This is a genomic window from Paenibacillus sp. OT2-17 (genome assembly GCF_009827695.1).
Classification (GTDB): domain Bacteria; phylum Bacillota; class Bacilli; order Paenibacillales; family Paenibacillaceae; genus Paenibacillus; species Paenibacillus polymyxa_B.
The window spans coordinates 13,163-27,749 of sequence record NZ_WUDQ01000025.1 but is presented as its reverse complement, the minus strand read 5'-3'; the positions used below and the strand labels follow the sequence as shown (position 1 = coordinate 27,749).

General features: G+C 36.4%; 14 protein-coding genes. 12 read left to right on the top strand and 2 right to left on the bottom strand.

The genetic code is table 11. From position 1 onward, the window contains the following. Window positions 1-72 precede the first annotated feature (72 nt). Window positions 73-549, top strand: a complete 477-nt coding sequence (gene bcp, locus GRP75_RS07570; RefSeq protein WP_160789004.1) for a thioredoxin-dependent thiol peroxidase — start codon at window positions 73-75, stop codon at window positions 547-549. Between the two features lie 206 nt (window positions 550-755). Here the strand turns inward: bcp and GRP75_RS07565 are convergent, their stop codons facing one another. Next, on the bottom strand, window positions 756-1,109 hold the full coding sequence (locus GRP75_RS07565) for a spore germination protein (protein WP_068939403.1): 354 nt from the start codon (window positions 1,107-1,109) through the stop codon (window positions 756-758). A 156-nt stretch (window positions 1,110-1,265) separates the two neighbouring features. On the opposite strand from GRP75_RS07565, the gene GRP75_RS07560 reads away from it, so the two are divergent. After that, window positions 1,266-2,333, top strand: a complete 1,068-nt coding sequence (locus GRP75_RS07560; RefSeq protein WP_160789003.1) for an MFS transporter — start codon at window positions 1,266-1,268, stop codon at window positions 2,331-2,333. Beyond that, window positions 2,318-2,506: a hypothetical protein gene (locus tag GRP75_RS07555; RefSeq protein WP_160789002.1), complete on the top strand. Its 189-nt coding sequence runs from the start codon at window positions 2,318-2,320 to the stop codon at window positions 2,504-2,506. Before GRP75_RS07560 ends, GRP75_RS07555 begins: the two co-directional genes overlap by 16 nt. On the opposite strand, the gene GRP75_RS07550 is transcribed toward GRP75_RS07555, so the two are convergent. Continuing rightward, window positions 2,507-3,163: a DedA family protein gene (locus GRP75_RS07550; protein WP_160789001.1), complete on the bottom strand. Its 657-nt coding sequence runs from the start codon at window positions 3,161-3,163 to the stop codon at window positions 2,507-2,509. A gap of 145 nt (window positions 3,164-3,308) precedes the next feature. On the opposite strand from GRP75_RS07550, the gene guaA reads away from it, so the two are divergent. The 9 genes from guaA (at window position 3,309) to GRP75_RS07505 (ending at window position 14,581) form a co-directional block, all read left to right on the top strand. Beyond that, window positions 3,309-4,847 (top strand): glutamine-hydrolyzing GMP synthase, encoded by a 1,539-nt coding sequence (gene guaA, locus GRP75_RS07545; protein WP_023987031.1) that lies wholly within the window; start codon window positions 3,309-3,311, stop codon window positions 4,845-4,847. 160 nt (window positions 4,848-5,007) lie between these two features. Next, window positions 5,008-5,976 (top strand): tyrosine-type recombinase/integrase, encoded by a 969-nt coding sequence (locus tag GRP75_RS07540; RefSeq protein WP_160789000.1) that lies wholly within the window; start codon window positions 5,008-5,010, stop codon window positions 5,974-5,976. A gap of 99 nt (window positions 5,977-6,075) precedes the next feature. After that, the gene (locus GRP75_RS07535; protein WP_160788999.1) at window positions 6,076-6,384 is read left to right on the top strand and encodes a hypothetical protein; all 309 of its coding nucleotides are present in this window, start codon (window positions 6,076-6,078) and stop codon (window positions 6,382-6,384) included. A 1,251-nt stretch (window positions 6,385-7,635) separates the two neighbouring features. Further along, on the top strand, window positions 7,636-9,360 hold the full coding sequence (locus GRP75_RS07530; protein WP_160788998.1) for a hypothetical protein: 1,725 nt from the start codon (window positions 7,636-7,638) through the stop codon (window positions 9,358-9,360). Window positions 9,361-9,807: 447 nt separating this feature from the next. Continuing rightward, window positions 9,808-10,212 (top strand): DUF6979 family protein, encoded by a 405-nt coding sequence (locus GRP75_RS07525; protein ID WP_160788997.1) that lies wholly within the window; start codon window positions 9,808-9,810, stop codon window positions 10,210-10,212. A 67-nt stretch (window positions 10,213-10,279) separates the two neighbouring features. Further along, a complete protein-coding gene (locus tag GRP75_RS07520; protein WP_160788996.1) occupies window positions 10,280-11,035 on the top strand; it encodes a DUF3427 domain-containing protein in 756 nt (251 codons plus the stop codon). Window positions 11,036-11,106: 71 nt separating this feature from the next. Next, window positions 11,107-11,787 carry a hypothetical protein gene (locus GRP75_RS07515; protein ID WP_160788995.1) on the top strand — a complete coding sequence of 227 codons (681 nt, stop codon included), beginning with the start codon at window positions 11,107-11,109 and terminating at the stop codon, window positions 11,785-11,787. Between the two features lie 351 nt (window positions 11,788-12,138). Further along, entirely contained in the window at window positions 12,139-13,416 is a 1,278-nt protein-coding gene (locus GRP75_RS07510; protein ID WP_160788994.1) for a hypothetical protein, read from the top strand. Continuing rightward, on the top strand, window positions 13,379-14,581 hold the full coding sequence (locus GRP75_RS07505; RefSeq protein ID WP_160788993.1) for an SIR2 family NAD-dependent protein deacylase: 1,203 nt from the start codon (window positions 13,379-13,381) through the stop codon (window positions 14,579-14,581). Before GRP75_RS07510 ends, GRP75_RS07505 begins: the two co-directional genes overlap by 38 nt. Window positions 14,582-14,587: the final 6 nt, after the last annotated feature.

Here is a 14,587-nt window from a genome sequence, read left to right as displayed (position 1 = left end):
AGTTCGCCGTTACAGAGGGGCAGGCTCATAGGCGGATCACATAAGAACTCCCACAAGATAGGAGATGATGAGATGTCCACGACATCTACCATTATTGGACAACCGGCACCGGATTTTGAATTGCCTGGGAGTGAGGGAAAGTGTGTCAAGCTGTCTGATTATCGAGGCAGTAGGGTATTGCTGTATTTCTATCCCAAGGATTTGACCTCTAGTTGCTCGGCTCAGGCTTGTGATTTTCGGGATAAACATACGGAGTTTGAAGACTTGAACACGGTGATTCTGGGGATAAGCCCTGATCCACTCAAACAGCATGACAAGTTTATTGCAAAGTACGGACTCCCTTTTCAGTTGTTATCTGATGAAGAGCATCAGGTGGCTGAGACGTATGGTGTATGGCAGCAAAAACAGATGTACGGCAAGCAGTACATGGGCATAGTTCGGTCTACGTTCCTTATTGATGAAAATGGTATCCTAATTCATGAATGGCGTGGTTTAAGAGTGAAAGGACATATTGATGCTGCAATGGCATACATTCAGGATATGGCGTAAGTGAAGAACCAAAGAAAACCTTTTGAAACCGGATCGTGCTTTCAGGCGCATTGGTTTCAAAAGGTTTTTGTTAATTTCCAGATGTGTTTTGCCGATGCTTCCACTTTTGCTGGCAAAGGTAAATACCCCATAATATAAGCGGAATGAACAAGCCGTTACCACAGAAAATGAATACATATACAGATAACAGCATCTCACTAACGCGACTAAAAGCCTCTATTCCCGATAGTACAGTAAACACCAGTAATATCCATTTCCTCCAAACTACCTGAGTTACCAGCAATCAATACTTGATCCTTTAAATAGTCGAATGGTTCCGCGCCCTCTGGTACATGATGTTCGTTTTCCCGCATTAATGAACGCAGAACGGAATCATGGAGTAATTGAGTGTTAATCAGACCATTGATATAAAACAAAGCCGCTGGCCATTTTTGCATCCATAATAGCTCTTTAATGATTAAATCTCCGCTGTTTCCAAAGGAGCTTTCAATATGGTTTACATTATCCCTCAAGTTAGAGGACACGTGAGTAACTGGACAACTTTTATTCTGATTTGGCATACGTAAAATCCTCCGATATTGGAGTTTGTTGGCTTAGTATGTTCTGAATATATGAATTTATGCCTTGACGGTTGTATAGTAAACTTATAAATTAGACAAATAACTAATTAGATTTATATATAATAAAAGAATTCTATCGATATGGAGCTGTTTAAAATGTTAGACAGGCAATACAGGAAGTTATTTGCCGCAGGCATCATTAACGGAATTGGAGACCGTTTCTGTCAGATCGCTTTGTTGGCTTTGATTTATCGGCTTACCAGTTCAGGATTCAGCGTAGGTATAATGCTGGGATTGCGAGTGATTCCTTTTTTAGTCCTGTCACCTGCGGCGGGTGTGCTTATTACCCGCATATCCCGGCGTACACTTATGATGACCACGGATCTATTCAGAGGCTTGGTAGCCCTTGGTTTTTTAAGTGTTCATAGTCCTGAGGATATATGGATCATTTATGGGGTTAGTACCCTTCTAGCTTGCGGAGAAGCGGTGTATGCTCCTGCTCGTAAATCGTCCATCCCGCTGCTTGTTCGTCCGTCGAAGTTATTGAAAGTGAACAGTCTTGAGCAAGTGATGAGTGGGCTGGTGCTGGTCGTTGGTGCTGCTGCCGGAGGCATCATATCTGCTCTCTTTGGACCACAAGCCGCATTTATACTGAACGCAGCAAGTTTTTTTGCCGCAGGTCTGATCGTTCGCAATATTGCATTCCCACCTGTCATGAAGGAGAAAATAAACAGGGAGGACTCCTGTGTTAAACCACATAAAAGCCCTTCGTTATTAGATCATCCAAACCGGAGCAGATCGCGAATGTTGGACTGTATTCGTGCATCCGTTCCTCTCCAAGTCGTTGTTGCATTTGAGTTGCTGGTTCCCATGCTCAATGGCATTGATAATGTTCTGATCAGTGTATATGCAGTGCAGGAATTCAGGCTGGGCGATGCCGGGATCGGATTGTTTTACGCCGCTTTGGGCGCGGGTCTGGTTGCCAGCTATGCAATAGGGCGTTTATTCAGTCGTTCTTTGTTGAAGGGAGGACTGATGTGCCTTTTGTTGGAAGGGATTTTACTTATGGGATTAAGCGGTATTTATCACGTATGGGCGGCGGTTGCCATTTACTTCTTAATTTCGTTGGCTGGCGGGGTGGGGGCGATTTGTCTGGATACATTATTAATGCGGGAGACCCCATTGTATTTACAGGGTCCATTGTGGTCATGCTGGGCATGCTGACGGCGTGGAGCCAAGGTATCATCGGACTGTCTATGTTTGGAGCAGGGGTGGCGATTGAAATGATGGAGCCGTGTACGTTGGGCTTGGGTGGAGGCGCGGGGTTTGTTGTGATATCTATCGTGATTTCAATGTATTATGCAAGGACCCGTAGTCGTAAGGCAGCAGGAGTTTGACTACTCCGTGTCATCCTTGTTGCTGGTTTTCACTGATTTTTCGGATTTGCGTAGCCAACTAAACAGAAAGTTTCTCCACCGGTAAATAATATACAGCAGGATCATAAACCCAACGACTCCCGCAATTCGCAGTGCATACAGCTCTACCAAATGGAAAATGGCATCCCATTGGGGACCAAACAGCTTGCCGATGCTTAGAAAGAGGATGACCCAGAATAAAGCGCCGCTGTAAGCATACAAGACAAATTTACGGAAAGAAAGAGCAATAATCCCGGCAAAATAACCGGTAAAATGCCTGACACCGGGGATGAAATATCCAAGGAAAATAAGCCAGTATCCATATCGTTGAAACCATTTTTGTGTTTTCTGAAGCTTGTCCGGCGATAACAAAACCCATTTACCATATTTCTGAATAAAGGGGAGTCCAGCCCACTTTCCGATAAAGTAGGTAATAGTCATACCGATGGTTGTGCCCAAGAAAGCTAGTAGCACCAGTTTACCGAAATCCAGGGTGCCGGCATAGGAGAGATATCCCGCATAAGCCATTGTGGTTTCCCCGGGAAAAGGTAAAGCAATAAACTCAAGCAGCAAGCCGAAAAAAAGGACGCCGTAGCCGTATTCTTCGAACAATTGCGCGATCCACTTCAGCACATCCATCGTTTACACTCCTACGAACAGATTGAGTATTTTAGAATCAATTCATTTTAACAATCTTTTCATGCCCACTCAACTCCGGTTGATTTCTTGACGTCTTGTTTTATCGTTGCGTATAATGAAACGAACAATTGAGGGAGGCACGGTAATGAATAAGCCTAATGAAATCGTTGTAGTTCTCGATTTTGGAGGACAATACAACCAGTTAATCGCAAGAAGAATTCGGGATCTCGGTGTATATAGCGAGCTCCTTCCATACAATACGCCTGCGGAGAAGCTGAGAGAGCTGGCGCCAAAAGGGATTGTTTTCTCAGGCGGACCTTCCAGCGTATATACAGACAATGCTCCTCAGGTGGATCGGGCAATTTATGATCTTGGCATTCCTATCTTTGGTATTTGCTATGGCATGCAACTGATGGCTCACCAACTGGATGGTAAGGTAGAACGTGCGGGCAAGCGTGAGTATGGCAAAGCAGACGTGCAATTCAATCAGGATGCTCGCTTGGCTAAAGGACTGGATTCTCGTCAAACCGTATGGATGAGCCATGGGGATCACGTTACAGATCTGCCAACCGGATTTACACTAGATGCAGGAACAGAGAGTGCGCCGATTGCCGCGATGAGTAACCTGGAGCGGAATCTGTATGCGGTGCAATTCCATCCAGAGGTACGTCATTCCGTTCAAGGTAACGAGATGATCAGCAACTTCCTTTATGAAGTGTGTGGTTGTGAAGGCAACTGGACCATGGAATCGTTCATTGAAGATCAAATTCGTGAGATTCGTCAACAGGTTGGCGACAAGAAAGTATTGTGTGCCTTAAGCGGTGGCGTGGATTCTTCCGTTGTAGCGATGCTCATTCACAAAGCGATCGGTGACCAACTGACGTGTATGTTCATTGACCATGGATTGCTGCGCAAAGGTGAAGCCGAAAGTGTAATGGAGACGTTCGTTGGTAAATTTGATATGAAAGTTGTCAAAATTGACGCACGTGAGCGCTTCTTGTCCAAGCTGGCAGGAGTTGATGATCCGGAACAAAAACGTAAAATCATCGGTAACGAGTTTATCTATGTGTTCGAGGAAGAATCTTCTCAATTCGACGATTTTACTTTCCTGGCACAGGGTACGCTGTATACGGATATTGTAGAGAGCGGAACAGCAACGGCACAGACCATTAAATCCCATCATAATGTGGGTGGTTTGCCGGAGAACATGAAGTTCAAGCTGATCGAGCCGTTGAATGCCCTGTTCAAGGACGAAGTGCGTAAAGTCGGCGAAGAATGCGGACTGCCACCTGAGATTGTATGGCGTCAGCCGTTCCCAGGTCCGGGTCTTGCCATTCGTGTGCTGGGTGAAGTGACAGAGGACAAGCTAACCATTGTTCGTGAGTCGGATTACATTTTGCGCGAGGAGATTGCTAAAGCCGGTCTGGACCGGGAAATCTGGCAATACTTCACCGCTTTGCCGAATATGAAGAGTGTTGGCGTTATGGGCGATGCTCGTACGTATTCTTACACTGTTGGTATTCGTGCAGTAACCTCTATCGACGGTATGACTGCCGACTGGGCACGTATCCCTTGGGATGTGCTGGAGAAAATTTCGGTACGTATCGTAAACGAAGTGGATAACGTGAATCGCATCGTGTATGATATCACCTCCAAACCACCAGCAACGATTGAGTGGGAATAGGTCGGGAATATTCATACTGTTAATTAGCCGTAAACTCTTGATATATAAGGGTTTATGGCGTTGACAGCATTGATGTTCTACGTACACCTGCAACAATAGAGTGCAAAAAAATTACTCTCTTTTATCTGCGTTATTTTGCAAATAGAAGGGAGTATTTTTTATGACCAAAATTAATGAGCTAATTGAGGATTTCAGGCTTAATCAAGAAATTCTAGGTCGGGAAGAAAGGTACATTGACCTATGCCTATTTCGTTTGTACAGATGGGAAGAGTTCACAGTGAAAGTGTTGGGTGTTGCTGAAACTGAAGGTGTGACACCACTTCATATCAAAAAATATATTCAGGAGCGTCAGCGTGTTGGAAAAGAGGTAAACAGAACGATAAACAATAACATAGCCACTTTAAAAGTGTTTTTTCAATACTTGGTGAATGAAGAGTTTATTGATGAACAGGATAATCCAATGCGGAGGATTAGAAATTTAAAGGAAGAGAAAACAGTCATTGTCACATTTAATGATGATGAAGTCTCACGTATAATAAACGACTTGAAAGAAGAGACGTATTCCAATATCCGTGACAAGCTAATTCTTATTATGCTTTTTGATACTGGTGTTAGAGTGTCTGAATTGTGTGATATTAAAAACAATGACATAGCTAGGAGACATATTTTGATTCACGGGAAAGGCTCTAAACAGCGCATGGTATACATTAGTAATATAATGCGGAAGTACATGCGGAGATATGAAAAGTTAAAACAGGAACGATTTAAAAAAAGATTAGAGGATGAGATTGAAGAATACTACTTCCTAGACCAGTCTGCCGTAAGATTGTCGCGTTCTCGAATAAATAAGATTTTGAAAGAACACTGCAAAAAAGCTGGTGTGCGGAAAGAAGTCCGATGTTCCCCACATGATTGTCGTCATTATTTTGCACAGAAGCAGTTGAAAAATGGAATTGACATTTACAGTTTGAGCAGACTAATGGGACATTTCGATACGCAAATAACCTCCAAGTATTTAAGAGGATTAGAGCAAGACGACATACTTGAGATAGGACGTATCAATAGTCCACTGAAACTTTTGAAGATAAAGCAGAATTTGAACAAAGCGACTAACGTCACGTCATGCTGAGCAGCGCTTATACAGGACATTATGTTCTTATAGACGCTGGAGGTTTCATCAGAACTTGAGCAGGGATAAGTACCAATTCATTCTAAGAGGAGACTAAGTATGGACGTGACCACTAACAATGAGCAAAAAGCTTTCTTTTCTCAATACAAAGATTTACTAAGTCAACGAGATTTGCTGATGAGCAAACAATTTACGTACCGTTCTATATGTGGAGGTATTTTGAAAGCTGTAACAGATAGCGAACAACTTCTTGACGAGTCGCTTGTAAAAGGGATTCTGATTACAATTAATGAAGCAGAAAATGCTGTGAGCGAACAGTTGTTAATTATTGAGCTACAGAAGGAAATCATAGCTAATCAACTTGGCGATAGCATATGGGATCTGTTAGAGAGTGCTAATTTGATATAACAAAACGGATATTTGCAATAACCTTTTAAGATTGCCAGTATCTCTTCAAGCTCTGTAAAAATTTTAACCATAACCAAGATCATACAAATAACTCTCTATATACTGTAAAGACAGGAGAGGCTCTTGTTTTGCTTTGATAAATTAAGATATAAGACAAGCACTGAACTAATTGTAGTTACAAAACTTGGGAGGATGGTACAAAACTATACCGTCTCCACCCACCCAATGGGCTTGAGAAGCTCTCATATACAATTTTAAGCCTTTTTTTTTGCTGGAGAAGGAAGAAGCCTTTCTTATTAAAATGATCGCTTAAAACGCATTCTGTAACGTTTATAGTACATTTGGAACTGGTTGGATATTTTTAAATGAAGTTCTTGGATATAAGGGTCATACCTAAACAAAGGGTGAGACTTATTTATTTTGTGTAAACTACAAAGTTAAAGAAAGCGCTTCTTTACTGAGAGTGATGAGAAGAGTCACTAAAACATTGAGTTGCCAATTTTAACTTCAACTAATTGACAAAATGAAAATTAAATGATATGTTTTCTGAAATAAACAAATGGTTTTCAAAGGAACGTTCTAGGAGAAGAAGGGGCAATTCAACCTTCTATTTTATGTTTTTACAACTAAGAGAGAGAGAGAGGAGCTATAAAGTTTAATGAATGTTTATTTTCGGAAACGCTTACTTTAAGGCGTGAAATGTAATAATGTTTACAGCCTATGTAACTTAGCTGATAGAAAAGGCTGTTTATTTATAGGGTGTAGAGAACTTAAATTAGAGCAAGCTATCTAATTAGATAGCTTGCCAGAGTGTCGAGAAAGTCCAGAGGACTTTTCGACACTTCTATTTTTATATGGGGAGACGCATCTTTCAAAACAAAAATCGATTTAAAACGATCTGAGGACCCTAGTTTTTAGACCACTAAGACAGTTTTAAGCCCCCTGCAAAAAAACAGGGGGTTTCTCGACAGCCTGGCAAGCTATCTAATTAGATAGCTTGCTTTTTTCTGAGAGGAGGTGGAATTATGAATAAAAGTAATAATGATTATTTTTACTGCTATTCGACGAATTTATATAAATCCCTTAAACATGAGAAAGGGACTTACTATACTTGTCCAGCATTGCGTGAGAAAACTTCAAAGGTGTCTCCTCTGATGGACGTAATGAGCAGCTCATTACCCAATTAAATGAATATTAATAACTTAGAAAGGGCGTTATTTATGTACTTATTAACTGAATGGAGTTGTATAAATGAAAAATAATAATGAAGAATATACATTGAAAATTAAAGAACTAGAACAAACTATTAATTCTCAAAGTGGGGAAACAAGTCACTTCAATGTGTTCTGTTCAGAAGCAGGATTAGGTAAGAGTAGAGAAACTCTCAGAATTGTAGATGAAAGTTTTGACGATTGGAACAATAGCAACAGATATCTCATTGTAAAAAAATTCAAAAAAGACGTTGAAGAAGCGGTAGAATATCTTTCGCATAGAAATAAAACTGGTTTTTTAAATATTTTAGGTGTAACTTCTGAGAATTGGATTCAGTGGAAAACTAAATATGAGAAGTTACGGGATGTGAGGGTTATGATTATTACGCATCAACGTTATATTGATCTTTGCTTAAACGATGAAATACGCCATGCTTTTGTGGAAAATAGAAATGTATTGATAATTGATGAAAAAATAAAATTTCCAACGTATACTTTTTCTAAAGCGATTTATGATCAAGTCCGATCTATGCTCCATACAAGTATTCAGCAAGAGTACGATAAAGTATGTAATAAGCTTCTTATTGAACTTCAAAAACATGAATTTGAAAAAAAGAAAAATAAGGTAATACGTTGTAAACTCAAAATTCACCCTGCAACACTCAGAAATTTCATTAATCTAATGAATACAAATATTGAAAATGAAAATGATATAAGGATAAAAAATGCTTTAAGAAATTTTATTGCGGGATTAAATCAATGGTACTCAACTAAGTGTCTCTATAATGCAGGTAATATTTCAACTTTTAACCACAAACATAAACTATGGGGATTGCAGAAAAATATTATATTAGATGCAAGTGCATATATTGATAACGTATATAAACTTGGCAACTTCAAATTATTTGGACATGAGAGAATTATTAGTCATAGTAATTCCCATTTCACAATTATTAACTTTAATACGAGTAAAAGCAGCTTGCGTCTTAATCAAAGTGAATTTAACGCTGAGATTTCTAAAAAAATTAATAATAGCTATAAAGTTAATGATAAGACATTGATTATTTGCCACAAGGATAATCATAAATTAATCTTAGAACAGCTCTATAAAGTTGGAATAACTAGAATAGGAGTGGGGGATGAATATGACGGTGAGGATTTCGCTATCAATTGGTTTGGTAATCTAATTGGCAAGAACGAATATTCTAAATTTACACAGTGTTGGATTATTGGTACACCTAACATTCCATATGAACAATATTTAATTGATTATATGATGTATAGGGAAACTGATTTGGGAAGAAAGTCTACGGACATTAAGCTTGGCAGATTTGTTAACGATAAATTTAAAGCTGTTCAGATCGGATATATAGCATCAGAAATTTACCAAAGTATTAAACGAATCCAACGAAACCAAATGCCACAGGGAGAGTTCTTTATCGTGAACAGTGATCAGGAAGTTCTAAACACTGTGTTAAGTCAAATTAAAGATGCTAATAAAGTTAATAAAATAGAGATGGAGTTTCAACAAATAAAAAAAAGCAAAGAACATGATAATGTTGAAAAATTCTTGGATTACTTTTCATCCTTACCAAAAGGAATGTATAAAAAGAAGGATATATTTTTCAAAGCTCTGGGAATTACTAATAATTTTAATAGAATTTTAACGGATGCAAGAATACAAGCTCTGTTATCCGTCGAAGGCGGAATAGGTCTTGGCGTATTGAAGATTCATAACAAGCACATTGAAAAACTGGTTGATTGACAAGCCATACAGAATTTTCATTCGATCAAGTAATCAGCTGTATATATTATATAGACAATTGATGACTTTGTATAATTACTTAAATAAATATAGGGTATTTAAGAATGCTCTTAAGAAACGTTATGTCATAGTTTTAAGTAATTATTGATTTAAGAGGAAAGAGCGAAAGCGAGTGGTAATAAGGAAATGGAAAAGTGTAGCGAAGCGAAGCTTTCCATTTCACACAACGCTTCTGCGGAGCAAAGCGGCGGGAGTACGTCGAGCCGAAGGATTCGACAATAATGAGTCGTTAGACTGTTAACTTAAATGCTACACTAAATGACGAAATCTTTAAACCTCAGATTATTTGTGTGTGTAATATGGAAATGTAAAGAGAAGTTTGGATTCGTAAAAAGTTGAGATATAGTGCTGAAGTCGAAAAAAATTTGTGAGTAAAGGAGGATAAGGATGGAAAACAAATATGGACAGTGTGCCATTCAAGCAATAAAGAATTTGGAATTTAATCCTACATTAACACCCTTAGATGCATGGGAAATGGCAACGACTGAAGCTCTTGGTGAAGGTACTTGGGGGCAGAAAAAGGGATGTCCTAAAGTTGCATTCATTGGTCTTTGTGAAGCTGGCTTAGTAAAAGGTATCCCTAAAGGAACCTATTCTGTAAGAAGCCATACTCAGAAAAATAAAGAATATGCTCTTAAAGCAATTGAGTTACTTATAGAAAATCCAACTTTAGTTTTGAACAAGATGATGTTGTGGAAATCTGTCGTGAATGGTAGTAATACGACTCATAATTCTCAGATGGATGTGGTAATGGCTCTATGGAAAAATGATTTAATATTAAGAGTAAAATAAAGGCGTTCTTTATGGGGAAGTATTTGCTTGGAACAAACAATATTTTTAAAAAAGGGGATAAACATCTTTGTTTAAAATTGGGGAGTATTACACACGTAAGGATATTTATCGAATTGTTAATGTACCAGCAGATAAACAAGGTGGTCACTGGGACACAGGCTATGCACAATATAACGATGACTTTTTTATCTTTTCAAACATTAACACTGCAGGAAGAACAGGTCATGATTACCCTAACAGCATCATTGGAAATGATTTAAATTGGTATGCTAAGAATAGAACAAATCTAAATAATAAATCAATTCAGCGTTTGTTAAATTTAAGACACAAAAAGTACGTTTTTGTTAGAGAAGACAGCAGTAACCCTGAGTTTCTGTACTTAGGAAATGCAAGAGTAAGAAAATATTTTGATACTAGCCCAGTGAACATAATTTGGGCATTCGACGATGTGGATGAAAACCATCCAGAGATTCTAGCAGAAGAAATAAACCAACCAGAAAAATACTTTGAAGGTGTTGTAAAGCAAGTACAAGTTAATGTCTTTGAACGGAACCCTATAGCAAGAAGGAAATGTATTGAATATCTTGGCTTAAATTGTACCATTTGCGGTTTTAATTTTTCAAAAGTATATGGAGAGATTGGGGAAGATTTTATACATATACACCATCTCAAACCTTTACATGAAGTGGGTCAAAAATACGAAGTTGATCCAGTAAAGGATCTATGCCCTGTTTGTCCTAATTGTCACGCGATGCTTCATAAGAGGGAGCCAGCATATTCGATAGCAGAATTAAAAAAGATTATTCAAAAGCAGTTAACTTAGGATTTTGGAGTTTTTTTAAAATAAAATGTAAATTTATAATAACTTAAACGGAAGAAAGGAAAAGGTGCATTATGGAAGATAAATTAAAACAATCTTTAATTGGCTTAACTAAGTCGAGTATTTCTGTTGTACCGTATGTTGGAAATCTACTAAATGAGATGTGTTTTGAGATTAGAGGAAGGATAGCCCAAAATAGAGTAAATAATTTTGTTAATAGCTTTGTCTCTTATGTAAGGGATCTTGGACTATTGATATCTGAAGATACTATATCTTCAGAGGCTTTTAATGACATCTATATTTCTATTATAAAAAAAGTAATGGATACAAATAATGAACAAAAATTAGATATTTTCAGAGAAATTTTAAAAGCTAATATTACACAGGCATATGAGTCTGATTTTAGAGAGACTTTTTTAGATTTGGTTTGCAAGCTAGATTTTGTGGAAATTGAAATTTTGAAAATTTACAAGGATACAGGGCGAGTAATATCAGGTAATGGTGCTGTATGTGGAAGAACAAGCCAATCATTTGAGGATGTTATTAAGTTAAATATAAGGACCTATAATCCACATCTATCAATTTTTGAAGTCGATGGAAGATATGAGTTTTACATATCTGATTTAATTTCCAAGTCTTTGCTTATAGATACCAAAACAATCTCGAATAAGTGGAAAGATGTCGGCGGGGAAGCGTTTAAAGTGCTTAGTATTACTGATTTTGGGAAAGAGTTTTTGAAATTTATACAAGAATAATCTGATAGATTGAAATTAAATCACTACTCTTTCCTAAGTTGGACTAATTTAATCATTATAGGTGTCTAACAGTCTTACCGTTGTTAAGATTTACGTTAACGAATTGATTTTTAGCAAGAAAAAAGTGTTGTTATTCAGTAATTCATTGTTAATTTACGTTAAACTGTTATCGTAAAAGTAATTGAGCATAGCGACTGACTCAAATAAAATTGTGGTTTCATTTATATTGAGAAAATAACAAATCATTTCATTCAAAAATCCATATAAGGGCAGATATATTTTCATTTTGGTTTTTGCTACTGGAGATTTTTGGGAACTAACGCTATTTTATAAGGAAATTAGGAGGTAACTATGGAAGCAGAAAATGTTTATGTATTTGGCGGCAATAAATTTCTCGATTATGTAAATTTAAAGGATTTTAAAGCGATTATCGAAAAAGAGCTTGAGTATTTTGAAGGGGCAGATAATTTTCCTGATTATTACACCAATTTTATCTCAACGCAATCTAAGCCCAATATTTATATTTTTAATAAATTGTTCTTTGAACATCTTTTATATGGTCGACTTACAAATATATATATATATAAATTAGAAAATTCTTTTCCTGCTGCCGAACTTTTTTTGAAAAGGGTAGAGAGAGTTATTGATAAATTTAAAGTTAATCTGAGTATACCACTTCAAAATTTGGTTACAACAAAAGGGTTTTATTTAATGGATATGATAAATGTTTCTATTGATGGAGCAAATTTTATAGCTGGTTTCGATTATAAAGAAGAAAATGGCTTGATATCTGAAGCAAGATTTTTGTTTGGTAGAAATGTCTATCGAAAAAAACAAAATGGTGATATGAGAAATGAATTTTTACTAAGCGGAGTTGATATAAATTTCGCAGAAAAATATTGTGCAATATTAACAAGAAATACAAATGGTGTAACTAATCTGAATGAAACTGAAATAAGGAATCTTAATAATATAAATAATTTTTTGAAATTAAATGTACTGCAGGAGTTATCAGTTAATAGTGATTTAAAGCCAAAGGAAGATCAGGAAGGCATGTTTAAAATGTGTCAGTTTTTACTTGGTCATTTAATTAATGATATGAAAGAGAAAGTCTTTGAAACAACCTCACAAGAAGTAAATAAATCAGTTAGAATATTTTCACGAATCTTGACTGAGAACGATGAAAAGATTCCTCAAAGTGATCTCGAAAATATAAAGAAAAAGATCAAGTTTCTGTTGCTTGGATTATTTATAAATAATAATTATGATGAAAAAGATATGAGATTAAAAGCAAGAGAGCATGATTTAATAGGTTACCCCACCAAAATCAGTTTTAAAAACACAAAAATGAATCGTAGTTCAACTGGTACAAATACAGCAAAAAAATCAATTGCAAGTTCAGATGTTTTATATAGTTTACTAACTGATTTTGAGAATAGTAATAAATTATCTAAATGGTCTATGTCATGGTTTACAGATTATAATAATAAGGACGATTTAGATGTTATACAAACTACAATAGAATCAAGCAGAACAGCTTTTAAAATTACTAATGTTGCTTTGAGACATCTTAATAAGGAGCTAATACAACATGTCATCAGAAATGTCAATGAATATCGAAATTATTAATCTTGAGGACATTGAGTTACTAAATTCGTTAGTAGAAGAAGTAGGCTTTCATCCATTTGAAGAGGTGTATCTTAGTTCCTTTCTTAGAGATAGAAGCAAAGAAATTAGTGATATACTTTTTGAAAATAATCTAATTGAAGTGATGACCAATGTTTTTTGTGAAAGATTTAATCTTGAAGAGAGACTTGATAGTACCTGCAATAATCAATGTCCGATATGTAAAGAAAATATTCAGAATAGTGACCATGAAACAACAATGATCTACAAATTTGATAAGAAGTCAGTTGCACTTATAAAAAATCTCTTCAAAAAAAAACTTGAGAGTAAATATCTAATGTATGAATACAAGCAAAACTTAGAAATGTTACTCAATGATAAAGATTCACTTGTTCCTTTTCTGGGTGCAGGAGTTTCCAGACCCATGGGACTTCCCGGTTGGACAGAATTGTTAACAATCTTAGGTGAAAATTTTGTTAAGGATTCTCAAAAAGAAGAATATGATGATTTATTGTGTGAAGGTGACTTTATGGGTGCGCTAGACTATTTAAGAAGTAAATCGCCTTTTATTTCTACAAAAGATCAATTAAAAGAAAAAATCATTGAAATTATTGATGATAAACTCTTACCAAACGTAGGTGAAAACACACATAATTACTTCGATTTAGCGAAAATTGATACTAATTTTTTTATAACTACAAATTATGATTTATGTATGGTGGAGTTTCTTTCCGCACAAGGTAAGTATGCAGCTCCACAGGTTCTAGCTGATATAAGCAATATCCGAAGTTTTATGAAGAGTAAGAGTCAAGTAATTCATTTGCACGGTTATGTTAAAAGAAAAGATACCATGATTGTCTCGAAGGAGGACTATGAGCCTTTCTATAGACAGACAGAATTGTTAGTTCAATTTGCTTCAATAATAGCAAATCGTCCATTACTTTTTATAGGGTTTTCCTTTAATGATAAGTTCTTTGAGGACTTATACGATAAGTTGCAACATATCCTAAATACTCAGCATTACATTATTATTCCGAATCCAACTCTTAAAGAAGCAATTAGCTTTAATCGAAGAAACTTAAAAGTTATAGGTTTAAAAGTAGATGAGAACAAAAATGATGATCTTGTAGAAGCCATTAGGGTATTAATAAACTATATAGCTGGTTAAATTATA

Bases quoted from the DNA above. Each gene is read 5' to 3' on its own strand.
- bcp (WP_160789004.1), top strand. From the start codon at position 73: ATGTCCACGACATCTACCATTATTGGACAACCGGCACCGGATTTTGAA.
- GRP75_RS07565 (WP_068939403.1), bottom strand. From the start codon at position 1,109: ATGCCAAATCAGAATAAAAGTTGTCCAGTTACTCACGTGTCCTCTAAC.
- GRP75_RS07560 (WP_160789003.1), top strand. From the start codon at position 1,266: ATGTTAGACAGGCAATACAGGAAGTTATTTGCCGCAGGCATCATTAAC.
- GRP75_RS07555 (WP_160789002.1), top strand. From the start codon at position 2,318: ATGCTGGGCATGCTGACGGCGTGGAGCCAAGGTATCATCGGACTGTCT.
- GRP75_RS07550 (WP_160789001.1), bottom strand. From the start codon at position 3,163: ATGGATGTGCTGAAGTGGATCGCGCAATTGTTCGAAGAATACGGCTAC.
- guaA (WP_023987031.1), top strand. From the start codon at position 3,309: ATGAATAAGCCTAATGAAATCGTTGTAGTTCTCGATTTTGGAGGACAA.
- GRP75_RS07540 (WP_160789000.1), top strand. From the start codon at position 5,008: ATGACCAAAATTAATGAGCTAATTGAGGATTTCAGGCTTAATCAAGAA.
- GRP75_RS07535 (WP_160788999.1), top strand. From the start codon at position 6,076: ATGGACGTGACCACTAACAATGAGCAAAAAGCTTTCTTTTCTCAATAC.
- GRP75_RS07530 (WP_160788998.1), top strand. From the start codon at position 7,636: ATGAAAAATAATAATGAAGAATATACATTGAAAATTAAAGAACTAGAA.
- GRP75_RS07525 (WP_160788997.1), top strand. From the start codon at position 9,808: ATGGAAAACAAATATGGACAGTGTGCCATTCAAGCAATAAAGAATTTG.
- GRP75_RS07515 (WP_160788995.1), top strand. From the start codon at position 11,107: ATGGAAGATAAATTAAAACAATCTTTAATTGGCTTAACTAAGTCGAGT.
- GRP75_RS07510 (WP_160788994.1), top strand. From the start codon at position 12,139: ATGGAAGCAGAAAATGTTTATGTATTTGGCGGCAATAAATTTCTCGAT.
- GRP75_RS07505 (WP_160788993.1), top strand. From the start codon at position 13,379: ATGTCATCAGAAATGTCAATGAATATCGAAATTATTAATCTTGAGGAC.